22 protein-coding genes, 1 tRNA gene and 1 riboswitch are annotated in these 23,468 nt (G+C 72.8%); of the genes, 6 read left to right on the top strand and 17 right to left on the bottom strand.

Features of this window, described 5'->3' with window-relative positions; genetic code table 11:
- Positions 1-155: 155 nt before the first annotated feature.
- The 8 genes from FHX46_RS03365 to dacB form a co-directional block, all read right to left on the bottom strand.
- Positions 156-968 (bottom strand): ESX secretion-associated protein EspG, encoded by an 813-nt coding sequence (locus tag FHX46_RS03365; RefSeq protein WP_167110535.1) that lies wholly within the window; start codon positions 966-968, stop codon positions 156-158.
- Complete coding sequence (locus FHX46_RS03360; protein WP_167110533.1) at positions 965-1,765, bottom strand: ESX secretion-associated protein EspG; 801 nt, start codon at positions 1,763-1,765, stop codon at positions 965-967. The genes FHX46_RS03365 and FHX46_RS03360 overlap by 4 nt, the downstream gene beginning before the upstream one ends.
- Before the next feature lie 36 nt (positions 1,766-1,801).
- Positions 1,802-3,145 carry a hypothetical protein gene (locus FHX46_RS03355; RefSeq protein ID WP_313886009.1) on the bottom strand — a complete coding sequence of 448 codons (1,344 nt, stop codon included), beginning with the start codon at positions 3,143-3,145 and terminating at the stop codon, positions 1,802-1,804.
- A 20-nt stretch (positions 3,146-3,165) separates the two neighbouring features.
- Positions 3,166-3,534 (bottom strand): hypothetical protein, encoded by a 369-nt coding sequence (locus FHX46_RS03350; RefSeq protein WP_167103297.1) that lies wholly within the window; start codon positions 3,532-3,534, stop codon positions 3,166-3,168.
- A gap of 135 nt (positions 3,535-3,669) precedes the next feature.
- Positions 3,670-4,224 (bottom strand): hypoxanthine phosphoribosyltransferase, encoded by a 555-nt coding sequence (gene hpt / locus FHX46_RS03345; protein ID WP_167110531.1) that lies wholly within the window; start codon positions 4,222-4,224, stop codon positions 3,670-3,672.
- Between the two features lie 3 nt (positions 4,225-4,227).
- Positions 4,228-5,187, bottom strand: a complete 960-nt coding sequence (tilS, locus tag FHX46_RS03340; protein WP_167110528.1) for a tRNA lysidine(34) synthetase TilS — start codon at positions 5,185-5,187, stop codon at positions 4,228-4,230.
- Positions 5,184-6,236 (bottom strand): zinc-dependent metalloprotease, encoded by a 1,053-nt coding sequence (locus FHX46_RS03335; RefSeq protein ID WP_167110527.1) that lies wholly within the window; start codon positions 6,234-6,236, stop codon positions 5,184-5,186. Before FHX46_RS03335 ends, tilS begins: the two co-directional genes overlap by 4 nt.
- 19 nt (positions 6,237-6,255) lie before the next feature.
- Positions 6,256-8,634: a D-alanyl-D-alanine carboxypeptidase/D-alanyl-D-alanine endopeptidase gene (gene dacB / locus FHX46_RS03330; RefSeq protein ID WP_313886008.1), complete on the bottom strand. Its 2,379-nt coding sequence runs from the start codon at positions 8,632-8,634 to the stop codon at positions 6,256-6,258.
- A 164-nt stretch (positions 8,635-8,798) separates the two neighbouring features.
- Here dacB and FHX46_RS03325 point away from each other — a divergent pair, with 164 nt between their 5' ends.
- A complete protein-coding gene (locus FHX46_RS03325; protein ID WP_027933612.1) occupies positions 8,799-9,317 on the top strand; it encodes an inorganic diphosphatase in 519 nt (172 codons plus the stop codon).
- 63 nt (positions 9,318-9,380) lie between these two features.
- On the opposite strand, the gene FHX46_RS03320 is transcribed toward FHX46_RS03325, so the two are convergent.
- The 3 genes from FHX46_RS03320 to FHX46_RS03310 all read right to left on the bottom strand — a co-directional run bounded on the left by FHX46_RS03320 (position 9,381) and on the right by FHX46_RS03310 (position 11,872).
- Complete coding sequence (locus FHX46_RS03320; protein WP_167110525.1) at positions 9,381-10,649, bottom strand: serine hydroxymethyltransferase; 1,269 nt, start codon at positions 10,647-10,649, stop codon at positions 9,381-9,383.
- A 17-nt stretch (positions 10,650-10,666) separates the two neighbouring features.
- Positions 10,667-10,752: riboswitch (ZMP/ZTP riboswitch) on the bottom strand.
- A gap of 6 nt (positions 10,753-10,758) precedes the next feature.
- Positions 10,759-11,280, bottom strand: coding sequence for a gamma carbonic anhydrase family protein (locus FHX46_RS03315; RefSeq protein ID WP_167110523.1), 522 nt, complete (start codon positions 11,278-11,280; stop codon positions 10,759-10,761).
- Between the two features lie 10 nt (positions 11,281-11,290).
- Complete coding sequence (locus FHX46_RS03310) at positions 11,291-11,872, bottom strand: TetR/AcrR family transcriptional regulator (RefSeq protein ID WP_167110521.1); 582 nt, start codon at positions 11,870-11,872, stop codon at positions 11,291-11,293.
- A gap of 115 nt (positions 11,873-11,987) precedes the next feature.
- On the opposite strand from FHX46_RS03310, the gene FHX46_RS03305 reads away from it, so the two are divergent.
- The 4 genes from FHX46_RS03305 to FHX46_RS03290 all read left to right on the top strand — a co-directional run bounded on the left by FHX46_RS03305 (position 11,988) and on the right by FHX46_RS03290 (position 15,973).
- Positions 11,988-12,653 (top strand): Pr6Pr family membrane protein, encoded by a 666-nt coding sequence (locus FHX46_RS03305; protein ID WP_167110519.1) that lies wholly within the window; start codon positions 11,988-11,990, stop codon positions 12,651-12,653.
- Positions 12,654-12,738: 85 nt separating this feature from the next.
- Positions 12,739-13,845, top strand: a complete 1,107-nt coding sequence (locus FHX46_RS03300) for a TetR/AcrR family transcriptional regulator (protein ID WP_167110517.1) — start codon at positions 12,739-12,741, stop codon at positions 13,843-13,845.
- Positions 13,842-14,468 (top strand): transcriptional regulator, encoded by a 627-nt coding sequence (locus FHX46_RS03295; RefSeq protein WP_167110515.1) that lies wholly within the window; start codon positions 13,842-13,844, stop codon positions 14,466-14,468. Before FHX46_RS03300 ends, FHX46_RS03295 begins: the two co-directional genes overlap by 4 nt.
- The gene (locus FHX46_RS03290) at positions 14,465-15,973 is read left to right on the top strand and encodes a pyruvate, phosphate dikinase (RefSeq protein ID WP_167110513.1); all 1,509 of its coding nucleotides are present in this window, start codon (positions 14,465-14,467) and stop codon (positions 15,971-15,973) included. Before FHX46_RS03295 ends, FHX46_RS03290 begins: the two co-directional genes overlap by 4 nt.
- A 13-nt stretch (positions 15,974-15,986) precedes the next feature.
- Here the strand turns inward: FHX46_RS03290 and FHX46_RS03285 are convergent, their stop codons facing one another.
- Positions 15,987-16,574 (bottom strand): histidine phosphatase family protein, encoded by a 588-nt coding sequence (locus FHX46_RS03285; protein WP_167110511.1) that lies wholly within the window; start codon positions 16,572-16,574, stop codon positions 15,987-15,989.
- A 74-nt stretch (positions 16,575-16,648) separates the two neighbouring features.
- Positions 16,649-16,722, bottom strand: a tRNA-Thr gene (locus FHX46_RS03280).
- A 113-nt stretch (positions 16,723-16,835) separates the two neighbouring features.
- Between FHX46_RS03280 and FHX46_RS03275 the strand changes: the two genes are divergently transcribed.
- On the top strand, positions 16,836-18,479 hold the full coding sequence (locus tag FHX46_RS03275; RefSeq protein WP_243871215.1) for a hypothetical protein: 1,644 nt from the start codon (positions 16,836-16,838) through the stop codon (positions 18,477-18,479).
- A 64-nt stretch (positions 18,480-18,543) separates the two neighbouring features.
- Here the strand turns inward: FHX46_RS03275 and FHX46_RS03270 are convergent, their stop codons facing one another.
- The 4 genes from FHX46_RS03270 to FHX46_RS03255 form a co-directional block, all read right to left on the bottom strand.
- A complete protein-coding gene (locus tag FHX46_RS03270; RefSeq protein WP_167110509.1) occupies positions 18,544-19,752 on the bottom strand; it encodes a DNA polymerase III subunit delta' in 1,209 nt (402 codons plus the stop codon).
- Positions 19,749-21,827 (bottom strand): bifunctional MFS transporter/dTMP kinase, encoded by a 2,079-nt coding sequence (locus FHX46_RS03265; RefSeq protein WP_167121066.1) that lies wholly within the window; start codon positions 21,825-21,827, stop codon positions 19,749-19,751. The genes FHX46_RS03270 and FHX46_RS03265 overlap by 4 nt, the downstream gene beginning before the upstream one ends.
- Positions 21,828-21,994: 167 nt before the next feature.
- The gene (locus tag FHX46_RS03260; protein WP_208399992.1) at positions 21,995-22,516 is read right to left on the bottom strand and encodes a hypothetical protein; all 522 of its coding nucleotides are present in this window, start codon (positions 22,514-22,516) and stop codon (positions 21,995-21,997) included.
- 110 nt (positions 22,517-22,626) lie between these two features.
- Positions 22,627-23,421, bottom strand: a complete 795-nt coding sequence (locus FHX46_RS03255; RefSeq protein WP_167110505.1) for a hypothetical protein — start codon at positions 23,419-23,421, stop codon at positions 22,627-22,629.
- Positions 23,422-23,468: the final 47 nt, after the last annotated feature.

The raw sequence follows: 23,468 nt of genomic DNA, 5'->3' as shown, positions 1-23,468 counted from the left end.
GATGTCACATCCGCCGTCACGGTGTAGACAACAACTTGCGGTGTGCGAGGAACACCCCGTCCATCCAGGGTACAGTCCGGCTGACATGGGCACCTGCACGAGTCTCCAGCAGGTCAACGGCCGGTCACGCGCGCTGGTTCCCGGGGCCGGTCGCGTCAGTGGCCCGGTTCTCCGGTGACGGCCGCCACCATCTCGGACAGCCTCGTACGCAGCGTCTTCGCGTCCGCGGCCGAGACCGTCACCCACTCCCGCCCGTCGGCCCCGGGCCGGGACAGGCTGAGGTAACGGCCGGTGGCCGTGTCGAACCAGCCCAGCACCGGTGACCTGCGCCGGCCGTGCACCCCGGACCGGCTGTTCGCGGCCAGCTGACCACCCCGCAAGCGGGGCTGGCCGGCGAGCCGCGCGTACGCCTCGCGCGGGTCGGCGGGGCGCTCGGACAGCGACCGGCGCCGCGGCTTCGGGTCGCCACCGACCGGGACGGCCGGCCGCGACGGCGGGATCCGCAGGGCCTCGTCGACCGGAAGTGTGATGGAAGCCTCGGTGCCGCGCGTGCCCGGCGGCAGCAGATCGACGACCGTGGACGCCAGCCCCTCCGGGAACGCGGGCCGGACCCGGATGCCGGACGCGTCCTGTATCGCGACCACGCCCAGCACGCCGTCGGTGGCCGCGAGGATCGACACCGGTGGCGCCTGGAAGTCCGGGATGTGCACCGCGTCGATGCTGATCGTGGCCTGCGACAGCACCCGGAACCAGTCCGCGCCCCGCGGGTCCAGCCGTCCGTGGTGGTCGCACAGGCCGCGGACCTTGAGCTCGTCGAGGGCCTGCCGGCGCAGCCGCGCGCGCTCGTCCATGGTCGCGCCGTGCGAGCGCACCTGCAGCGGGTACGGCAGCTCGCCGATGCCCGCCGCCTCCCACAGGAAGTCGAAGGTCAGCGGCGTGAAGGACGTCGAGAACCCAGCGCGGTTCACCAGGCACCACCCGGCGCCAGGGTTTCGCGGGCGGCGGCGGCCAGCATCTCGCCCAGCCGGTGCCGCAGGGTCGCCGCGTCGGCCGGGGCGATGGTGATCCAGTCGCGCCCGTCGTGCCCGCGGCTGGCCTGCGTGAAGTAGCGGCCGCTCCCGGTGTCGAACCAGCTCAGCACCGGCGGCCGGGTCCGGGCACCGCTGCGGCTGCGCGCGTTGGCGCCGATCTGGCCACCCCGCAGGCGGGGCTGGGCCTGCATCCTGGCCAGTGCCTTGCGGTCGTCGTCGGCGCCGGTGCGAGCGCCGCCCGCCGGGCGCCGCTGCAGGAAGTCGGCACCCGTGGCCCCCACCAGCTGTTCCAGCGGGACGGTGATCGACTTCTCGGTGCCCCGCGGCGCGGCCGGCAGCAGCGACACGATGGCACTCGCGAGGCCGTCCGCCGGCAGCGGCTGGAAGTGGAAACCGCGCTGATCGTGCACCGCGAGCACCCCACGCCCGGCGAGGGCCGCCGCCACCGCGAGCAGCGGCGGCGCGTCGGGCGCGGTGATGTGCACGCTGTCCAGGCTGGTCTCCGGCCCGGCCAGGACCTGGAAGAACTCCTCGACGTGCGGCGCGGGACGGCCGCGCCCGTCGGCGGCGCCCCGCTCGGCGAGGCGGTCCAGGGTCTGCCGGCGCAACCGGGCGCGCTCGTCCATCGTCGCGCCGTGCGAACGCACGTCCAACGGGTACGGCAGTTCACCTGCACCGAAGGACTCCCACAGGAAGTCAAGTTCCAGCGGAGTGAGCAGCTCCGCTCGCGCCATCAAGTCCCTCTTTCCGGTTCGCGCCTCAGCGCCGGATCAGCGGTCGTCCTCGTCGTCCCAGGCCCCGATGACCGGCGGCGCGGTGGCCACGGTGGCGCCGAACGCCTCGTCCGGGTCGGCCTCGACGAGGAACGACGCGCGGGTGTGCTCCTCGTCCTCCGCCCCGTGCGCGCCGCCGGCGCCCAGGCCGCCGCCCAGGCCCGAAGCGGGCGGCGCACTGGCGCCGCCGATGGTGCCACCGGCGTTGACCAGGCCCTGCTGCTGCGCGGTGCCGTTGGGCTGCTGCTGGGACTGGTCCGAGCTGGCCGCCGTCCCGTCGGCCGGTTCCTTGGCACCGGACCTGCTGCCCCGCCCGAGAACAGCCCGGCCGCCCACTGCGGCCAAGCCCGCGGCGCCGAGCCCAGCCACCGCGCCCAGCGCAGCGGAACCACCACCACCGGACCCGGTCGGCGCGGGGACCGCCTGCCCGGCACCGCTGACCGTGCCCGGCGCGACCGCGGGCGCGGGCGCCGGGGCACCGGGCGCCGCGGGAGCGCCACCAGGCTGGCCGCCGGGGGTGAAGCTGGTCGCACCGCCGCCGGGGACACCACCGCCGACCGCACCGACCTCGCCGACCCCAACGGCGCCAAGGCCGCTCGCCACCCCACCGGACACCGCTCCCAGCGACTGCGCCGAGGTGCCGCCGAGACGACCGTCCGCAGGCAGGCCCAGCGACTCCGGCCCGAAGCTCGGGGTGGCACTGTCCACCTCGGACATCGTCTGCGTGTAGGCGTTGAAGTACTGCACCTGCTGGGCGTGCACGGCGCGGGCCTCATCGGACTGCTGCTTCATGTCCGCGACCATCGCGGCCGGGCCACCGGCGAGCATCGCCGCCGTCTGCTTGCCCGGGTCGAACTCCTTCGGCGCCGGCATCTTCTTGACCTCGGCGGCCGCGGCGGCCTGCTGCACCATCCGGCTGGACATCGTGTGTGCCGCGTCGCCGGCCTGCTTGCTGGAGTTGGCGATCCCGACCAGCGCGCCCTGCGCGGAACCCGCGCCCTGCCCGATCCACGCGTTGCCCAGCTCCGTGATCGCGCGGTAGAGGTCGTCGGCCGCCTGGTGCAGGCTGTCGCCGTGGGATTGCCAGTGCCGCCCGGTGGCCTCGGCCGTGGCCGGGTCGTTGTCCTGGGTGGCGCCGAGGTAGAGCTGGGTGCTCTCCTGCGACGCCCAGTTCGGCGGGCTGCCGATGGCGCGGTCGCCGCCGTAGGTGAACCCGCCTGCGCTGCTGCGGGCCTGCTGCACCAGCGCCGCGGCCTCGCCGTTGTCGCCCAGCTGGACGCTCTCGCCGCCGGCCGCGTTGTTCGGTGAAGTCGGTGAAGTCGGTGAAGTCGGTGAAGTCACGGTGCTCGGTCCCCCCGGACTCAGACCTGGCGGCCGGACGCCAGCGCGTCCCCGGCGGCCTGCTCGATCTTGTCGTAGTGGCTCATGGCCGCGACGATCGCGTCCTCGGCCTGTTGGTACTGGTGGTACAGGTTGCGCAACGCCGTCACGTAGGACTCGCCGCCCCCGTCGGCGCGCTGCACGAACTTCGCGGCGATGGCGTTGCCCACGGGGTTGTTGCCCAGCTTCGGCGGCTCGGCCAGGGACCCGGCGTTGCGCAGCAGGTTCTCCACCTGGTCCTTGCCGAGGCGGATCTTCGTCAGAACCGTCTGCGCGGCGTCCGGGTCAACCCCCAGCTGACCGTTCACGGCGGCGTTCCGGAACGCCGCGGCGTCCGCGTAGCTCCCCATCAGCTCTCCCTACCCCATGTCGGCACCGCGTCGCGGCCCGTCACCCTCGCTCGCCAGGCTAACGCACCACACCGACACTCATGACGCGTTCCGGGATGATCGGAATCGGGAATTCCCGGTGGTCACGGATAGTGTTCAGGCGCCGTACACCTTTGGCTCAAGCGTGCCGATGTAAGGCAGGTCGCGGTAGCGCTCCGCGTAGTCCAGACCGTAGCCGACGACGAACTCGTTCGGGATGTCGAAACCGACGTAGCGCACCGGGACGTCGACCTTGACCGCCTCCGGCTTGCGCAACAGCGTCACGACCTCCAATGACGCCGGGTTGCGGCTCGCCAGGTTCTTCAGCAGCCAGGACAGAGTGAGGCCGGAATCGACGATGTCCTCGACGATCAGCACGTGCCGCCCGGTGATGTCCCGGTCGAGGTCCTTGAGGATGCGCACCACCCCGGAGGACGACGTGGACGAGCCGTACGAGGAGACGGCCATGAACTCCAGCTGCGCCGGCATCGGCAGCGCGCGGGCGAAGTCGGTCATGAACATGACCGCGCCCTTGAGCACGCCCACCAGCAGCAGATCGCCGGCCGTCGTCTCGCGTTCGTAGTCCGCCGCGATCTGCTTGGCGAGCTCGGTGATCTTGTCACCGATCTGCTGCTCGGTGATGAGAACGGAGGCGATCTCGCCTTCGTACACGGGTCAGTCCCCTCTGGTTTCCGGTGGATTCATGGCAAGCCTGCCATGTGTCCGGGTCACCACCAAGCCGCCGGGTAGCCAAACACCGCCCTGACCGCGCCAGTCACCGACCAGCGCGTCGACCGACCGCAGGTGGGCGTCGGTGAGGTCACGTGCACCCCGCGCGGTGAGCCAGGCGCGGAGGATCCTCCGCCGGAGGGATGCCGGCAGCGGCGACAGCGCCGGGATGTCCGGTTCGCCGTGCCGGTCCAGGAAGCCGGCGGCGAGGGCGTCGAGCGCCTCGGTGTCCTCCCTGAGCTGGGCGGCAGTGCGCGCGAGCGCGGCCGCCACCCCGCCCTGGAGGACGTCTTCCAGCAGGGGTAGCACCTCGGTGCGCAGCCGCACCCGGGCGTAGCGCGGATCGCTGTTGTGCGGGTCCTCCCAGGGGGTCAGGCCGAGCGCCTGGCAGGCCGCCCGCGTGGCCGACCGGGGCAAATCCAGAAGTGGCCTACCCCACGGGAGATCCAGCGCACGCATGCCGGCGATCGAGCGCGGGCCGGAGCCGCGGCCGAGTCCGAGGAGGACGGTCTCGGCCTGGTCGTCCCGCGTGTGCCCGAGCAGGACGATGCCGCGGTGGTGTGCGCGCAGCGCGGCGTACCGGGCGTTGCGGGCAGCCGCCTCGGGTCCGCCGGGCCCGGTCGCCTCGACGGTCAGCACCTCCGCCGCATCCACCCCGAGCTTGCGCGCGACCTCGGCCGCCTCCGCGGCGACGCGTGCGGACCCGGCCTGCATACCGTGGTCGACGACCAGCGCCCGCACCGGCAGCCCGAGCCGGCGCCCGGTGAACACCGCTGCCTCGGTGAGCGCGAGCGAGTCGGCGCCCCCGGACACCGCGACGTCGACCGCCGGCACGCCCGGGCACTGCGCGAGGAGGTTCCGCACCGCGCGGCGCACCGCGGCCACCGCGGGGTGCGGGCCGCTCACCGGTGGACGCGCCGCACCCACGCCTCGGGATCGATGATCTCGGCCCGGGTCGGCAGCGTGTTCGGCGAAGTCCAGACGGCGTTGAACCCGGCCATCCCGACCCGGTCCACGACGTGCCGGGTGAAGGCCGCGCCCTGCGCGTACTGGCGGATCTTGGCGTCCACCCCGAGCAACGCCCGCAGCAACCGGTCCAGCAGGCCACCGCCCTTGCGGCGGTCGGTGAACCGCGCCCGGATGGTCTCCACGCTGGGCACCACACCCGGCCCCACCGCGTCCATCACGTAGTCCGCGTGCCCCTCGAGCAGCGTGGACAGCGCGAGCAGCCGGTCGAACACCGCGCGCTGCTCGGGCGAGCGCAACAGCTGACCGACCGCGACCAGCCCGTCGGCCTTGGCCCGCCGGGCCTCGCGCAGCGCGTCCGGCAGCCTGCCGAGCAGGTCGGTCATCCCGTCGGTGTCCGCGGTCAGGCCGCTGACCAGCCGCTCGACCTCGCCGGCGAAGTAGTCCCGCAGCCAGCTCACCGCGGTGAACTGCAACCGGTGCGTGCTCTCGTGCAGGCACACCCACAGCCGGAAGTCGCGGCCCGGTACGCGCAGCGCCTGCTGCGCCGTGACCACGTTCGGCGCCACCAGCAACAACCGCCCGGCCCCGTCCGGCCCGCCGAACGGGTCGTACTGCCCCAGCACCCGGGAGGCGAGGAAGGCCAGCACCACACCGGTCTGCACACCGGCACCGCCGGCCAGCACCGGGCCGAACGCCCCGGCCGGGTTGGGCGGCAACGCTCGCGCGGTGAGGGCGTCGAGCCCGGCGGCGGCCGAGCGCACCCAGCCGGGCCGGTCCACGACGTCGCCGGGCAGCAGCGGGAGGCCGGCGCCCAGGCCGGTCAGATCACGCACGTGGGCCTCGGCGTCCACCGTCAGCTCACGCAGCTCGGTGACGGCCTCGCGAGCCTCCTCGCGCGAAACCACCGGGCCACCCCGGACGAGGAAGGCACCCGTGGACGCGGCCAGTGACCAGTCGACGACCGGCCGGGTCGTGCCCTCACTCATCGTGTCCACCTTCCCGAAGCTACCGGCACCCGCAGCCTTGCAGCGAGGCCGCGACGACATCCAGTGCCGCCCGCGCGCTCCGCTGGTCGGCCCCGTCGGACATCAACGCGAACACCAGCACGCGCCCGTCCGCGTCGAGCACTACCCCTGCCAACGTGTGGACACCGGACAGAGTGCCCGTCTTGGCGCGCACCCATCCCCGGCCCGACTGGGAACCGTATTCCTTGTAACGGTCGACCAGGGTGCCGCTGCCACCGGCCACCGGCAGGCCGGACAGCATCGGGCGCAGCCTCGCCGTCCGCGCATCCTTGTCGTCCGGGCCGGCCGCGGCCGCCAGGATCTGCGCGAGCAACTTCGCCGGCACGCTGTTCTGCGGGGAGAGCCCGCTGGTGTCGCTCAGCCGCACCTGCGAGACGTCGAACCCGTGCTGCGCGAGCACCGACAACGTGGCTTGCGCCGCGCCGGCGAACGACGGTTCGTGGCCGGTGGCGATGGCGGTCATCCGGCCGATCGCCTCGGCGAGCGTGTTGTCCGACGTCTCCAGCGCGCGGGCGATCAGCTCGCTCAGCGGCGCCGACTTGACCTCGCCGAGCACCTTCGCGTCCTGCGGTGCGGCGCCGGGGCCGGCCGCCGTCGCGCCGAGCCGCTGCGCGAAGGTCTGCAGCACGGTGTTCGCCGGCTGCGTGACGCGCACCGAGTGGTCGTTCTTCGGGTTGTCCAGGCCGCCGTCGAGCATCACCGGCGTCATCGGTGCCGTGAATATCGGCGCGTCGTTGGGCGCCCAGCCCGGCGCGGTCTGCGCACCCGTCCAAACGGACGTGTCGATCAGCACCTGCTTGACGGAGCCGCCGCTGGCCTGCTTGACCTGGGCGACGAGGTCGTCGAGGTGCGCGGCACCCGGGTAGACCGACTGCTGACCGGCCGGCAGGGAGGACAGGGTGACGTCGCCGCCCGCGACGAGGACCGCGGTGTCCGGCGAGGAGCCCTCGACGACCTTGGTGCTCAGCTGCGTGCCGGCGTCCATGGCGAGCAGCGCGGCGGCGGTCGTCAGCAACTTGGTGGTGGAAGCCGGGGTGCGCAGCTGACCGGAGTTGCGGTCCCACAGCATCTGGCCGTTCGCCGGGTCGATGACCGAGCCGGTGAGCGTGCCCAGCGCCCCGTTGCCCGCCGGCTGGGAGAGCGCCGCGGACACCCCGGCCGGCGTCGGTTCCGGCGCCGCGGAGCTGGGGGGCTTGAGCGAGAGGGCCACCGGAACCGGCTCGGGGGCGTCGGCCTTGGGCCGGTTCGGCGCCCACGGCAGGGCCAGCCGGTTGGAGACGTAGGGCGTGGCGAGCGCGACCCCCACCGCGACGACCAGCACCAGCACCAGCGCGCTGACCGCCAGCACCCGCCCGCGACGGCGCTTCGGTGGGGCCGGGGCTTCGACCGGCGGTTTCTCCTCCCCGGTGGTCGTCTCGGCCGGGTGGATCTCCCCGCTCGGCTCGATGCGCATCGGCTGCATGAGCGGGACTGCCGACGGCGGCATCGGCTGGGGGCGGTCCGGCCGGCCGGACGCGTTCTGCTGGGCGCCGGGCCGGGCCCACTCCGGCTCGGCGGGCCCCTGCTCGCCCTGGACCCCGGGCCGCGGCCCGTCCTGATGGCCGGCACCCGGCCCAGCCTGGGCACCGGACCACGACCGGTCCTGCCAACCCGCGCCCGGCTCACCCGCGGCGCCCGGCCGGGCCCACTCCGGCTCCACGGGCCCCCGCGCATCCGGCACACCAGACGCCGGGCGGGACTGGTCCGGCTCGCCCCGGCCCCGCTGTCCCGGTGCGCCGTCCTGCTCGCCCGGCCGGCCCGAGCCCGGCTGGGCCGCGCCCTGCGCACCGGGCCGCGGCGCGTCCGGTTCGCCACCACCCTGCTCACCCGGCGCGCCGAACTGGCCACCGTCCTGGGCGTGCTCACGCGGTCCCGGTTGTGGGCGGGACTGTGCCGGCTGGTCCGGGTCGTGCTGTGCGGACCGGTCCCGGCCCGGGTCTCCCGCGCCCTGCTCGCCGGACCGCGCACCGTCGTCCGTGCTGCCGGGAGCCGCTGGTCGCGGCTCGGACTGGCCCGGCCCCGTGGGGCCGGGTCGGCCGGCCCGGCCCGGGACCTGCTGGGGTGCGGTCGGCTGCTCACCAGGGCGGTCGTCGCGGGGAACGCGGTGTGGGGCGGTCGCCTGCTCGTGCGGCGGGTCGGCCGCCGCGTCCGTCCGGTCGTCGCGCTCCGGCGGGGCGGGGACGAACACCGTCGGGGACTCCGGCAGCGAGGGCGTGCCAGGCAGGGGCAGCTGAGCCGTCGCACCGCCGTCAGCGGGGTTCTCCTCCCGCGCGGCGTCGGTGTCCTCCGAAGGCCACTCGGGCTGGTCGTTGCTCGGCACGCACCCCTCCTCCTCACCGGCGACACGCCGCGGGCAAACTCAGTGTTGTCAAGACGACATCAGTGCGACTTCCCAACGGCGCGTGGTCCACACTAGTGACGACAAGTTAGCGAAAACGTAAGCCGCCGGTATCGGCGGGAAAAGACGAGGTCAGCGAGGACGCCGTGGAGTTCGACGCCACGATCGAAATCCCCAAGGGGGAGCGCAACAAGTACGAGGTGGACCACAAGACCGGTCGCATCCGCCTGGACCGGACCCTGTTCACGGCCACCCAGTACCCGGCCGACTACGGCTTCATCGACGACACCCTGGGGCAGGACGGCGACCCGCTCGACGTACTGGTGCTCGTCCAGGAGCCGACGTTCCCGGGCTGCCTGATCCGCTGCCGCGCGATCGGCATGTTCCGGATGACGGACGAGAAGGGACCGGACGACAAGGTTCTCGCGGTGCCGTCGGACGACCCGCGGCTGGAGCACCTGCGGGACATCCACCACCTGAACGAGTTCCACAAGCTCGAGATCGAGCACTTCTTCCAGGTGTACAAGGACCTGGAGCCGGCCAAGAGCGTCGAGGGCTCGCAGTGGGTCGGCCGCGCCGAGGCCGAGGCCGAGATCAAGCGCTCCTACCAGCGGGAGATCGACCGGCTCGCGAAGGAGGCCGCCGAAGGCGGCGAGCACCACTGAGTGCGGATGTGAACAACGCCCCTTCCCCGTGCGGGGAAGGGGCGTTTCGTTCGGGTCGGGCTGCTACGCGCGGTATCCGGGGATCGGGTACGCCGCGAGCAGGTCACGCACCTCGCCGGCGATCCGGGTGATCGTCTCCTCGTCGCCGGCCGCGGCCGCGGTGACGGTGCGGTCGATCCACTCCGCGATCTGCGGCTGGTGCTCCGGGGTGAGGCCGCGGGTGGTGATGGCCGCGGTGCCGAGCCGGATACCGGACGGGTCGAACGGCTTGCGCGGGTCGAACGGCACCGTGTTGTAGTTCAGCTCGATACCGGCACGGTCCAGCGCCTGCGCGGCCGGCTTGCCGCCGATCTGCTTGCTGGTCAGGTCGACCAGCAGCAGGTGGTTGTCGGTTCCGCCGGACACCAGGTCGAAGCCGCGCTCGATCAGAGCCTCGGCCAGCGCCTTGGCGTTGGCGACGATGGCGTGCGCGTAGTCGCGGAAACCGGGCTTGGCCGCCTCGCCCAGGGCCACCGCGATCGCGGCGGTGGTGTGGTTGTGCGGGCCGCCCTGCAGGCCGGGGAACACGGCCTTGTCGATGGCCTTGGCGTGCTCGGCGTCGGTCAGGATCATCGCGCCGCGCGGACCGCGCAGGGTCTTGTGCGTGGTCGTGGTGATGACCGGCGCGTGCCCGACCGGCGACGGGTGCGCGCCGCCGGCGACCAGACCGGCGATGTGCGCGATGTCGGCCACCAGTACGGCGCCGACCTCGTTGGCGATCTCGGCGAAGGCCGGGAAGTCGATGGTGCGCGGAATCGCCGTGCCGCCGGCGAAGATCAGCTTCGGCCGGTGCTCCAGCGCCAGCTCGCGGACCTGGTCGAGGTCGACGCGGCCGGTTTCCTTCCGCACGCCGTACCGGACGGGGTTGAACCACTTGCCGGTGGCCGAGACCGACCAGCCGTGCGTGAGGTGGCCGCCGTCGGGCAGGGCCATGCCCATCACCGTGTCGCCGGGGCTGGCGAACGCCAGGTAGGCGGCCAGGTTGGCCGGCGAGCCCGAGTACGGCTGGACGTTGGCGTGGTCGACGCCGAAGAGCGCCTTGGCCCGTTCGATCGCGACCTGCTCGACCTGGTCGATGAACTGCTGGCCCTCGTAGTACCGCTTGCCCGCGTAGCCCTCGGAGTACTTGTTGGTCAGCACGGACCCGGTGGCCTCCAGGACCGCCTCGGACACGTAGTTCTCGGAGGCGATCAGGCGGATCTTCTCCGCCTGGCGGCGCGCTTCGTCCTCGACGAGTCCGGCGATCTGCGGGTCGGCCGCGGTGAGCGTGGGGATGGCTGGCTGGTGCGTCATCTTCCTACTCCTGACACTGGCTACACCCAGGCGCGCGGTGCCGGCCTCGTCGGTCGCTTCCCGGTGGTGCTCCACCTCTACGGCGCCAGTCGCATTTCGTGCGACCAGCTTAGTCGACGGGTGCGACACCGTCCGCGTGCCGCTTGGCCAGCTGCTGGTAGATCGCCGCGTTGTGGTCGATCCAGCCGCGGGCGGAGTCGCTCAGCGGCACGAACTTCTTCGCCGGGCTGCCCATCGCGATGACCTCGGGCGGCACCTGGGTGCCCGGTGTGACGGTGGATCCGGCGGCGATCAGCGTCCGTTCCCCGATGACCGACTGGTCCAGCACGGTGGAGCCGTTGCCGATCAGGGCCTGCTCGCCGACGGTGCAGTCGTGCACCAGGCACATGTGGCCGACCGTGACGTTCCGGCCGATCTCGCACACGCCGGTGTTCACGTGGACAACCGAGTTGTCCTGGATGTTGGCGCCCTCGCGCACGATGATCTTGCCGAAGTCGGCCCGCAGGACCGCGCCGTACCAGATCGAGACGTCCTTCTCGATCACGACGTCGCCGATCAGGGTCGCGGTGGGCGCGATCCAGGCGTCCGGGTGCACGGTGGGGCTGACGCCCTCGAAGGAAAACAATGGCATACCCGGAACCTTAGGCCAGGCAGAGCGACTCGATCTCCTCACGGAGGGTGCCGAACGGGCGGCGCCGGACGCGCTGCTGCACGACCGCGCCCAGCAGGTAGGACATCAGCGCCCGGGCCCGGGCGCGCGGGTCGATCACGCCGACCCCGGCGAGCAGCTCGGTGAGCAGCTCGGTCACCGAACGCAGCATCACCTCGATCGCCTCCGGGTGCTCGGCGCGGCTGACCGCGATCCAGTACTCGAACCAGAGGAACGCGGAGTCGGCCTCCTTGGCGAAGCTGTCGAGGTAGGACTCGAGGACGGCCCACAGCTTCTCCCGCGGGTCGGCGTGGCGGCCGGCCACCTCGCGCAGCTCGTCGAGGAAGGCGGTCACGTGCGCAGCCATCGCGCGGTCGACGAGCACGTCGATGTCGCTGAAGTAGTAGTGGATGGCGCTCTTGGTGAGCGGGCTCGCGTCGGCGATCGCCCGCGCCGTGCACCCGGCCAGCCCGTCGCGCGCGAGCACCTGCCGCGCCGCTTCGACGATCTGCTCCTGCTTGGCGAGCTGGTTCGGGGAGAGCCGCTCGCGCTGCCCGGGCGGGGTGACGGCCACTGCGATGTCCTCCTGGTGCGGATGAGGACGCTCAGCCTACCTTTCGGGACCGGTGTCCCAACGGCGCCCGGCGTGGCTTCGGCGCGAGCGGTGCCCGGCCGTTTACCGTCCCGGCATGAGGATCGCGCGCTGGTGGTTCGGGCTGCACGCCCTGGTTGTGCTGCTCGGTGTGGTCACGCAGCTGTTCGTCACGTCCGGGGTGATGGGCGGCCGGTACGACTCGGCGGCCGCGCGGTTGGCCAACGTCTTCGCCTACTTCACGATCCAGTCCAACCTGATCGTGGGTGCCACCAGCCTGCTGCTCGCGATCCGTCCACGGTGGACGTCCACCGCGTTCCGCACGCTGCGGCTGGACGGCGTGCTCGCGATCGCGGTCACCGGGATCGTGTTCCACCTGGCGCTGGCCGGGTTGCACGACCTCAGCGGGTGGGCCTGGCTCGCGGACTTCCTGCTGCACACCGCGTCCCCGCTGCTCGGCGTGCTCGGCTGGCTGCTGTTCGGGCCGCGCGGCGCCGTCACGCCGCGGATCATCGGGTGGTCGGTGGTCTACCCGGTCGCGTGGCTGGCGTTCACCCTGGTCCGCGGGGCGATCGACGGCTTCTACCCGTACCCGTTCATCGACGTGGCGGCGCTCGGTTACCCGCGGGTCGCGGTGAACTGCCTGGTGATCGCGGCGCTGTTCCTCGCGCTGGCCGCCGGCGCGATGCTGCTCGACCGGTTGCTGGCGCGCCACCTCGGCCGCCCGCACGAGCCGGCGGCTGCGCATCCCCGGCGGTTGTAGGCCGTTGACGCCGTAGCTCTTCCAGATGTTGTGAACATCGGAATGTGTAAAGTATCCGATGATGCCGTAAGGGGAGGAGCTGCGGATGGTCCGGCTGACCCGGGCGCAACAGCAGGAACGCACTCGCGCGTCGGTGCTGGCGGCCGCCGAGGAGGAGTTCAGCGAGCACGGTTACGCCCTGGCGAAGGTCGACCGGATCGCCGAGCGCGCCGAGCTGACCCGCGGCGCCGTGTACTCGAACTTCCCGAGCAAACGGGCCTTGTACCTGGCCGTCTTGATCGACCTGGTCGAGAGGCCGGCCGGAACCGGACCGCAGGTCCCGCCGGCCTCCCCGGAGGAGGCGCTGGCCGCGTTCGCCCGCGTCTGGCTCGACCGGCTACCGCTCACCGGCGATACAGCTGCGGACGGGCGGCTGCAACTGCGCTCGCTGGCCGGTGTCCTCGACGACGACCACGCGCGCACGGTGCGGGCACAGGTGGCGGAGCTGGAAGCGGTGCTGCTCGCGGTCGCGCTGGAGTCCGGCGAACCCGGCGCGGCACCGATCCGGCGTGTCCGGCTGGCCGAGCTGGTGCTGACCCTGCTGGGCGGGTGGAGCCACCTGGCCGAGACCGCGCCGGGCTTCGGCGATCCCTTCGACGTGGTCCGCGCGTGCCGCCACCTGGCCGCAACCGACCTCGCCGACAGCTGGGCGCCACCGCACCTGCCCCACGTCGCGCCCGCGCAGCCGTGCGCGGACGGCTGGGATCCGCCCGTCGGACTGCTGGACCGGATCAGCGGCGACGAGGTCGGGTGGGGCGGCGACGGTCTGATCACCGTGCTGGGTGCCGGCCGCCTCAGCGCCGCGGAGGAGGCAATCCGCTCCGTCCGGCCCGGTGAGGAAGCCACGGTCGTCGTGGTCACCAGCGACCCGGCCGAGACCGGACGCCTGGTGCGTCTCCGGATCGCGGACCTCACCGGCTGCCTGCGCCGGGTGTTCCCGCCGGAAGCGTGGCGGCCCGTGCGCCTGATCGTCGACGACGCGGCCCGGGTGGCGGCGGCGATCGGCGTGCCCGCGGTCGACGACGAGACGGAAGCCGCGGTGCGCGTCCGGGACGGCGTGATCGTCGCCAGGGCCGGCGGCCGCGGCGCCGCCTACGCGGCCTCGACCGCCGACGTACCCGAGAGCACGCGGCCGCGGCGGGCCGGCGCATGATCCGGCCCGAGCTCCCGGCGACCGGGGCCGGCGTTCTGGTGCTCCACGCCCTGCGGTGCGGCGGCAGCGCCGGCCTCACCCGCTTGGCGGCGGCCACCGGGCTCGGCGAATCCGAGGTCGAGTCCGAACTGATCGATCTGGCGGTCGCCGGTCTCGTCACGCACTTCCCCGGCGAGTTCGGCGGGTGGGCACTGACGGACGACGGCCGGGCGGCGGACGCGGAGTGGATCAGCACCGAGCTGGACACGGCCGGTGCCCGCGCCGCCGTGACCGCGGCCTACCACAGGTTCCTCCCGCTCAACCCGGAACTGCTCGACCTCTGCACCGCGTGGCAACTCCGGGTCGTCGACGGCGTCCTGACCGGTAACGATCACCGCGACCCGGCCTACGACGCGCGGGTCCTCGACCGGTTCGCCGAATTCCACCGGCGTGCCACCGTCGTCTGCGACGAGCTCGCCGCGGCGCTGCCCCGGTTCGGCCGTTACCGGGTCCGCCTCACCAACGCCCTCACCCAGGCCGCGCGCGGAGCACTGGAGTACGTGGCCGACAGCACCGCGTCGTTCCACACGGTGTGGTCCGAACTGCACGAAGATCTCCTCGCCACGCTCGGGATCCCGCGATGAAGTGGATCCGCCCGCTCTCCACAGGGGCCGCGGACGACGTGGATCTCCTGGGCAACAAGGCGCACGGCCTCGTGGTTCTGCACCGCCTCGGCCTGCCGGTGCCCGCCGGGTTCGTCGTCACCACCGAGGCGTGCCGCGCGTTCCTGCGTGACGGGCGTCTTCCCGGCGGACTCGAGGACGAACTCGGGGAAGCCATGACGGGCCTCGAATCCGTCACCGGGCGCCGGTTCGGGGGATCACGACGGCCGTTGCCGGTGTCCGTCCGCTCCGGGGCGAGCGTGTCGATGCCCGGCATGATGGACACGATCCTCAACCTCGGTCTCACCACCCGGGCCACGGCCGCGCTGGCAGCCGAGACGGGCGACCCCGTGTTCGCCCGGGATTCGCGGCAGCGCTTCCTGTCCGGCTTCGCCGCGGCGATGACCGGCGACCGCCCGATCCCGGACGATGCGCACCGGCAGCTGGCACTGGCGGTGGAGACCGTGTTCTCGTCGTGGAACACCCCGCGCGCGAGAACCTACCGCGAGTTGCACGGCATCCCGCACCACCTCGGCACCGCCGTAATCGTCCAGACCATGGTGTTCGGCAACCGCGACGAGCACAGCGGCACCGGAGTCGCGTTCAGCCGCGACCCCAGCACCGGCGAGAACGTTCCGTTCGGCGAAGTCCTCTTCGGACACATCGGAGCGGACGTCGTCTCCGGAACCGCCCTGACGCGGCCGTTGCACGAGCTCGCCGACCGGGAACCCGCGGTGTGGGCCGGCCTGCTCGACGCCCTGAGCCGCGTGGAGGGGCACTACCGGGACGCCTGCTACGTCGAGTTCACCTTCGAAGCCGGCGAGCTGTGGATGTTGCAGGTCCGGTCCGGCGGGTTCACCGGCGCCGCCGCGGTACGCGTGGCGACCGAGCTCGCCGACGAGCGCGTGATCGACCGCCGCGAAGCGCTGCTCCGAGTCTCGCCGCACCACCTCCAGCACGTCCGCACGCCGCGGATCACGACCGCGGGCGCCGACATCCTGGCGCGCGGGCTGGGCGCTTGCCCGGGTGTCGCGGCGGGCCGGGTGGCGACCACCCCGGACGGGGCAGTGCGGATGGCCGCGGACGGGCCGGTCGTCCTGGTGCGCCCGGAAACGTCACCGCACGACATGCGTGGTCTGGCCGCCGCCGCCGGGATCGTCACCGCCCACGGCGGTCCGGCGAGCCACGCGGCGGTCGTCGCGCGCGCCCTGCGGAAACCGGCGGTCGTGGGTGTGGCCGGCCTGACCATCGACGCGGCGGCGGGCTCGGTGCGGGCCGGCGGACGCACCATTGGCGAAGGCACACTCGTCACCATCGACGGGACCAGCGGTGAAGTGGCCCTCGGCCGGCCGCCGGTCGTGACGACCGCAGCCGACGCCCACCTGCGCCGGCTGCTCGACTGGGCCGACGACGTGACGGGAGACCACTCGCCGCGCGACGAAGCCGAACGCCTCGCCGCCGCTCGAGCGGTGCTCCGGACCGCTTGAGCGGAACGCTGCGTCAGGGCCGCGGGCCGGGCCCGAAGCCCGTCCAGCGCAGCTCCGGCGGCAGGTGGCCCATGTCGTTGAACAGCAGCACGGCCGGCGTCACGCCATCGCGGTACTCGATCGCCGTCAGCGCGGTGTTGCCGCAGCTCAGCCCGAGCCACCTGACCAGTGGCGCGTCCAGGGCGTGCCGCACCAGCCACGCCACCTGGTAGGCGTGGGTGACCAGGACCTCGTGGGTCTCGGCTTCGGCGGGCCGCGCGAACCTGGCGATCAGCGCTTCCGCCAGCCGGGCGCCGGCGGCGGCTTCCGCCGGGTCGTAGCCGTCGAAGAACCCCGCCCAGGCCGGGGGCGGCTCGGCCGGCACGTACGGCACATGGTCGACCAGCTCGGCCGCTTCCCGCACCGGCACACCCGGCAGCTGCGCACCGATGATCCGGGCCGAATTCACGGCCCGGGCAAGGGGCGAATGCCACACGGCATCGACCGGCAGGGCAGCCAGGCGCTCGCCGAGCAGTTCCGACTGCCGCCGCCCCACCTCGGTCAGTTCACCGAACGGGTCAGCCGCGCCGTGCCGCACCACGTACAGGTGCCGAGTCGCCACCGCCGGACCCACCTTTCCCCCACCCAGGAACAGGGCCTCCCCGGAAAGATCCGGGGAGGCCCTGTTGTTGCCGGAGCCGCCTAGGGGAATCGAACCCCTGACCTGCTCATTACGAGTGAGCCGCTCTGGCCGACTGAGCTAAGGCGGCAACACGAACAAGTGTAGCGACCCCTCTTGCGTCACTCGGCACCCCCCGTGTCGTTAGGCTCTGCGACGCCGGTCACTCCAGACCGGCCTGGTCGTACTGGGAGGACCATCCACATGCGTCGACGCATGCCTCGCGCGCTGGCGCTGCCGGTCGCCGCGGCCGTGCTCGTCCTGTCGGCCACGCCGGCCATGGCGGAGAGCACGATCCCCACCACCCCGACCCCGCAGCCGGCCCACCCGGGGCAGCCGCCGTTCATCGGCCAGGAGGGCCCCCAGCCGCTCGGCCACGCCGTCGGTGACGCGGCCGCCGCGCTCGGGGTGCTGCGCCTGCTGCCGAACTCGGTCCCGACCAGCACGATCCTGCCCGGCTTCGGGGACCAGCTGCCCAAGCAGTCCGCGCTCGAGGCCGGGATGGGCCTGTCCAGCGCGCAGGCCAACTCCGAGGCCCTGCTCAGCTACGAGAAGTCGATCGCCCAGTCATCCCCGTTCGGGCTCGCGGTGGGCGGGAACGCGCCGCAGGCGCCGGGCAGCCTCGTGCAGACAGCGCTGCCGGACAACGAGCAGCCGCTGACCGGCGGACTGAACGCGCCGCAGAACCCGCTGCTCAACGTCGGGCTGCTGAACGGCAAGGTGCACGCGCGCTACAGCCCCAGCCTCGGGCCGTGCGTCGGCACGATCGCCGACGCCAGCACGTCGGTGGCGAGCCTGTCCCTGCTGAACGCCATCCCGTCGCTGCCGAACCTGCCGATCGACGGGCTCAACCTGAGCAACGTGCAGCTGGCCGACGGGTTCGACCCCACCAAGGGGCTGCAGACGCTCGGCGGTCTGCTCAGCGGCGGCACGCAGACCAAGTCCGACGGCACGAACTCCGTGCTCAGCCTGCCCAACACGCTGTCCTCCCGGTCGGTGGTGCAGCTCGTCGACATCCCGGGTTCGCCGAACAAGGCGGTCCAGTCGGTGTCCACGCTGCAGGCCGCCGACATCGAGATCCTCAAGGGCACCCCACTCGAGCTGACGCTGAAGGTGGTCAGCCAGCCGATGCTGAAGATCACCTCCACCGGCGACGAGAAGACCTCCAAGGTCGAGTACACGGCTCCGGTGATCAGCATCGAGCGGCAGGGCAAGGTGCTCTACACGCTGGACGCCAACAACCCCACCAAGGACATCCCGATCGGGCTGCCCCTGTCCGGCCTGTCGCAGCAGTTCGGCCCGCTGCAGGACCTGCCGGTGGTCGGCGGCCTGGTCGCGACCGCGCAGAAGGGCCTGCAGCAGGTTCCGGACACCGCGGGCAAGGTGCTCGACCTGGGCGTGCTGCGGCTGAGCATCGCGGAGCTGACCCAGAAGGGCCAGAACCTGACCGAGCCGTTCAAGGGCTTCCAGCTGGGCGCCTCCGCCCGGATGCTGGACCTGCAGATCCTGCCGACCACCGGGCTGAAGAACCTGCTCCCGGCCGGCCACGACGCGCTGCCGTCGTCGCTGGCGCAGCTGTCGCTGGGCGAGCAGATCGGCCGGGCGTACGCGCCCGAGGGCGGGGTCGTGTGCGGTTCGACCACGCCCGCCAAGCCGGCCGGTGGCGCCGCGCCCGGCGTGCCGCAGAAGCTGGCGTACACCGCCGGCGCCTACTCGGCGGTGCCGATGTTCTGGACCGGGACCGCGTTGCTGCTGCTCGGGGTCGTGCTGGTGGCCGCCTTCCCGGCACGGCGCCGCATGACGGCCGCCGTGGTGAAACCCTCGCCGACGCCGCGGCCGCGGGACTGACGTTCCTCCTGGTTCCGGCCCCCTCCGCGTTGCGGGAGGGGGCCGGTTCCCGTTCGCAGCGCGGTCAGCCGTGGCGCAGCGCGGTCAGCATCGCTTCCACGGCGATCCTCGGCTTGACGTTCCACAGGATCGCTTCCCGGCAGGCCAGCACTGCTTCCAGGCGCTTGAGGGTCGCCTCGGCCGTCCACTGGCGGGCGGCCTGGGCGATGTCCTGGGCGTGGTCCGGGTGGTTGTACCGGGCATCGGCGCCGCTGATGGTGACCAGGACGTCCCGGTAGAACCCAGCCAGGTCCACCAGCGCCAGGTCGAGCGTGTCCCGCTGGGTGCGCGTCGCCCGCGACTTCTGGCGCTTCTCCAGCTGCTTGACCGCGGCCTCGGCCGCGCGTTTGGCCCCGGCGACGCCCCTGCCCGTCGCGTCGCCGCCCATCGCGTTGCGCAACTCGGCCTTCTCCGCCTCGTCGCGGACCTTGCTCTCCTCGGTCGCGTCCGCCTCGGCCACCGCGATCAGGTCGTCCGCACACCGGAACACGTCGCCGGGGCGCGTGAGGCCCAACGGGATCTGCAACACCGACTCCCGGCGCTTGCGGGCGTTGTCGTCCGTCGCGAGCCGCCGGGCGCGGCCGACGTGACCGCCGCACACCGACGCCGCCCACTCGGCCAACTCCGGGTCCACGCCGTCCCGGTCGGCCAGCACCCGCGCGATCGCCTCGGCCGCCGGCGTCCGCAGCGTCACCAGACGGCAGCGCGAGCGGATGGTGACCGAGACGTCCTCCGGGTGGTCGGACGGCGCGCACAGCAGGAACACCGTCCGCTCCGGCGGCTCCTCGACGGCCTTGAGCAGGGCGTTCGACGCGCCCTCGGTGAGCCGGTCGGCGTCCTCGATGATCACGACCTGCCACTGGCCCGTCGTCGGCCGGCGCGCCGCGGCCTGCACCAGCGACCGCATCTCGGCGACCGAGATCGACAGCCCCTCCGGGATGACCAGCCGCACGTCGGCGTGGGTGCCGTGCATCGCGGTGCGGCAACCCGGGCACTGGCCGCAGCCGGTGCCGGTGATGCACTGCAAGGCCGCCGCGAACGCCCGCGCCGCGACCGACCGGCCGGACCCCGGCGGCCCGGTGAGCAGCCAGGCGTGCGTCATCGCGCCCGGCGGGGCGGGTTCGCCGGCGACGATCCGGGCCGCCGCGTCCGCGGCCGCGGACAGCACCTCGACCGCGTGGTCCTGACCGACCAGCTGAGCCCACACCCCGGCCGGGGTGACGACAGCGGTCACGCGTCCTCCGCCTCGGCGAGCGGCGCGAGCCCGAGCTTGCGCTGCACGAGCACCGAGGTGACGGCCGTGCGCACGCGGTCGGCGACCGCGTCCTCCGGCGCATCGGCGTCCACCACGACGTAGTGGTCCGGGTCGGCTTCGGCCATCTCACTGAGCAGCGTCTGCACGCGCCACTGGTCCTCGACCGAGATCGGACCGGGAGCGTTGGCGGCGCCGGGATCGGCGTCGAGCAGCACGGTCACGTCCGGCCGCAGGCGGCCGGTCGCCCAGTCGGCGAGGCCCTCCAGCTCCTTCGCGTCCAGCCCGGCGACCGCGGACAGGTGCGCCAGCGGTGAGTCGACGAAGCGCTCCATCACCACGATCGCGCCGTTGTCCAGGGCGGGCTGCACGTTGCGTTCCACGATGTCGGCCCGGACCGCGGCCGCCGCGAGTGCCTGGGCACGCGCCCCGGACAGCGAGGCGCTGCCGATGATCGTGGTCAGCCGTTCGTCGTCCAGCGCCGGGTCGGCGGCCAGCACGACCGGGCGCGGGCTGACCGAGCACAGCCACTCGGCGAGCTTGGTCGCCTGCGCCGCGGTGTCCGCGACGGTGGTGCCCTCCAGCGCGATGAGCAGACCGTTGACCCGGCGCGGACGGCGGCGGATGGCGTTGCGGAGGTCGGCCATGATCGGCTCGGACCGCCGCGAGTCCATCTGCCGGTAGGCGATGACGCCGACGATCGCGGCGAGCGCGCCGCCACCGAGCATCACCGGCCGGGTGCCGTCGATGGTGATCTCGTTGCCCCAGACCCTGACCCGGTGCGAGCTCGTCAGACCGATCAACAGCGGCACCAGCGATACCGACCCGAACACGATGACCTTCATCATCGACTGGTAGATCGCGTTGATCCGGCCGCGGATCGCGTCCTCGACCTGCGAACCGATGATCGTGACACCGGTCAGGAACGCGGCGCCGGCGCACGCGCCGACGACCGCCACCGCGACGAGCGACACCGTCACGTGCGGCGACAGCGCCACCAGGATCAGCGCGAGCCCGGCCAGCACGATCGAGATGCCGAACAACCGGTCGTGGGGCAGCCGCCGTGCCAGCTTCGGCGCCCCGCCCATGCCGGTGGCGAGCCCGATGAACACGGCCACGACGAGCAGGCCCCACGTGGATTCACCGGCGTTCAGGCTCGACGAATACGTCTTGGCCGACCCGACCACCGCACCACCCGCGGCGAAGGCACCCGCGGCGCCGATCAGCAGGCCGCGGACCAACGGGGTGCTCTTGATGTACTTGCCGGCGTCCTTGACCAGGGCGCCCAGCCCCGGCACGTCCTCGGTGACCGGCTTCGCGGCCTTCTCGGCCTGCTCGTGCGCGACCCCGGCCATGCGCGGCTTGCGGATCGACAGCTCCGGGACGCGGGTCAGCACCAGGATGGCACTCGTCAGGTACAGCAGCGCGATCAGCACGACGATGACCTTGGCGACGCCCAGCTGCCCGAGGAAACCGTCGGGCAGCCCGACCGCCGCCACGATCTGGGTGACGATGGCGTAGACACCGCCCGCGGTGACCGTGGCGAGCCCGTACGTCATCACCATGCCGAGCTGGTTGGCCGTCTCCACCTGGTCGGGCCGCTTGAGCAGGTTCGGGACCGCCGCCTCCTTCGACGGGATCCACATCATCGCGCTCGCGCTGGCCAGGAAGTTGGCGATGTACAGCCACCACCAGGTGCCGACGAACGCCACCGAGAGCAGGAAGCCGCAGCGGAACAGGTCCGCGACGAACATGACCTTGCGGCGGTCGAAGCGGTCGGCGAGCAGCCCGCCCAGCGGCGCGAAGATCAGGCCAGGCAGCAACGCGGACAGCACCACACCGGTGAACGCGAAGTTCTTCGCGATGTAGCTGTTCGTCATCTGAGCCGCGAGGGTCGTCAGACCGAGGAACGTCAGCCAGTCGGCGACACTGCACAGGTAGGTGATGCCCCACAGCCGCCGGAAGGGGCGGATCGCCAGCACCCGCCGGGCCCGGTGGAGCGTCGAGGTGTCACGCCCGGCCGGCGCATCTTTCCCCGCGCCGGGTTGCTCCTGCATGACCTCGCTGATCGGACCCACCCCACTCACTCCCGTGGCGCTGAGGAACCCCTGGCGCAACAAGCCGGTGTCCCCCAACCGTGGAGCCAGGGTAGCTGTGCCGACCTGAGAGTGCCCGTCCTGGTGGACCGTACCCGCCCGATTCGCGCGGATCGCCCGGATGGGCGTCAGCGGAAGATGCCGCCGATCGTATCGATCAAGCTGGTCAGGAACTGGATCGCGAGCACGCCGAACACGACCATCAACAGCACCGCGACCAGGAACGCGGCCGACCCGCTGGACGGCTTCGCCCGGCGGACGGTGCCGCCCTCGCCCGGCCGCGGCAGCCGGAACGACGGACGTGACCACGAGCCCAGCTTCGGCCGGCCCCGCCAGGTGCGCTGCCTCGGCAGGATGCCCAGCGGCGGCGCGGGCGGCACCGCCGGAGCCGGGGCCGCGGGCGGGATGTCGTCCACCGGCACCTCGGGCGGTGCGGCCGGAGCATCCGGAGCGGCCGGCTTGTCGGCCATGGCCTCGATCATCTGACGCACCTTCTCCGGGTCCGGCTCGACCGGCTTGGCCACCTTGAGCGGCTCGTACCGCTCGCCGTCGTCCACCGATCCCGACACCGCGTCGCCGAACGTCAGCGGCTGCAGTCCGGACTGCGTGCCGTCGCCGTCGAAACGAGCGTCGTCCTTCGCCGGACTCATGCTGACCACTCCCGTGCGTCTGGAAACACCTCGTCCCAGGGTAGTGGGGAATTCCCGGCGAGCACGCGCCCATCCGGGCCACCTGGTGATCACTGTCCGCGACCGGATGATCAGGCACAGGTCATCGCCGCCTCGACCGCCTCGGTCATCCACTGCGCCAGGCGGTCGCGGTCGGAGGGCACCAGGAACAGCTCCCCGCCCTCGCCCGGCTCGGTGACCGTCGCCAGCACGTGGCGGCCCAGGTCGTTGTCCACCACCACGTACCCCAGGCGCGGGAACTGGGCGCAGCGGCGGTCGAACGCCATCAGATCGACCACCGTGGTGCCGGTGCGCGGGCGGCGCAGGAACTCCCGCACCCGCACCGCCTGCTCGGCGTCCCGCCCGGTCAGCTCACCGGACGGGCCGGCGTGCAGCATCAGCGAACCGAACCGGCCCCGGCGCCGCTCCGGCACGAACCCGACCACCCGGTCGAACAGCGACCGCAGCTCGCGGAAGCCCCATCCGCCGACCTGGGTGGCGTCCGGGCGCCAGCTCCACAGCACACCGGCCGCCGTGTCGGCGTACACCCGCACGTCCAGCGGCCCGGCCAGCCCGCTGTGCACGCCGGTGAGCACCATCCGGATCGGGCCGCGCAGCATCAGCGCGAACGCCCGCATGGCGTCGTCGGTCAGGTCGCCGCCCTCGACGAACGGCGAGTCCCGCAGCTGCGCCATCCACGCGTTGTGCTCTTCGGCCTCGGCCACCAGGTCGGCCGGATCGCTGGAGCGGCTCAGCGGGTACCGGATCCGCTCCACGTCCTCGTCCGTCGCGAACGGGGCGTACAGGTCCCAGGTGCTGGCCCGCTCCGGCACCGCGTCCAGCACCGGCCGGGCGGCCTCGGTCAGCAGTTCGTCGATCGTCGTCACGCGGGCAGTGTGCACCCGGGCACCGACAATTTCGGTCGAACTGCTGT

The organism is Amycolatopsis viridis (genome assembly GCF_011758765.1).
GTDB classification, from domain to species: domain Bacteria; phylum Actinomycetota; class Actinomycetes; order Mycobacteriales; family Pseudonocardiaceae; genus Amycolatopsis_E; species Amycolatopsis_E viridis.
This window is presented reverse-complemented; position numbering and strand designations above follow the sequence as displayed.

Excerpts from the sequence above, each read along its gene's own strand:
- FHX46_RS03320 (WP_167110525.1), bottom strand. The coding sequence starts at position 10,649 with ATGACGCACCAGCCAGCCATCCCCACGCTCACCGCGGCCGACCCGCAG.
- FHX46_RS03305 (WP_167110519.1), top strand. The coding sequence starts at position 11,988 with ATGAGGATCGCGCGCTGGTGGTTCGGGCTGCACGCCCTGGTTGTGCTG.
- FHX46_RS03260 (WP_208399992.1), bottom strand. The coding sequence starts at position 22,516 with ATGAGTCCGGCGAAGGACGACGCTCGTTTCGACGGCGACGGCACGCAG.
- FHX46_RS03295 (WP_167110515.1), top strand. The coding sequence starts at position 13,842 with ATGATCCGGCCCGAGCTCCCGGCGACCGGGGCCGGCGTTCTGGTGCTC.
- FHX46_RS03350 (WP_167103297.1), bottom strand. The coding sequence starts at position 3,534 with ATGGGGAGCTACGCGGACGCCGCGGCGTTCCGGAACGCCGCCGTGAAC.
- FHX46_RS03265 (WP_167121066.1), bottom strand. The coding sequence starts at position 21,827 with ATGCAGGAGCAACCCGGCGCGGGGAAAGATGCGCCGGCCGGGCGTGAC.
- FHX46_RS03300 (WP_167110517.1), top strand. The coding sequence starts at position 12,739 with ATGGTCCGGCTGACCCGGGCGCAACAGCAGGAACGCACTCGCGCGTCG.
- FHX46_RS03315 (WP_167110523.1), bottom strand. The coding sequence starts at position 11,280 with ATGCCATTGTTTTCCTTCGAGGGCGTCAGCCCCACCGTGCACCCGGAC.
- FHX46_RS03290 (WP_167110513.1), top strand. The coding sequence starts at position 14,465 with ATGAAGTGGATCCGCCCGCTCTCCACAGGGGCCGCGGACGACGTGGAT.
- FHX46_RS03335 (WP_167110527.1), bottom strand. The coding sequence starts at position 6,236 with ATGAGTGAGGGCACGACCCGGCCGGTCGTCGACTGGTCACTGGCCGCG.
- FHX46_RS03360 (WP_167110533.1), bottom strand. The coding sequence starts at position 1,765 with ATGGCGCGAGCGGAGCTGCTCACTCCGCTGGAACTTGACTTCCTGTGG.
- FHX46_RS03275 (WP_243871215.1), top strand. The coding sequence starts at position 16,836 with ATGCGTCGACGCATGCCTCGCGCGCTGGCGCTGCCGGTCGCCGCGGCC.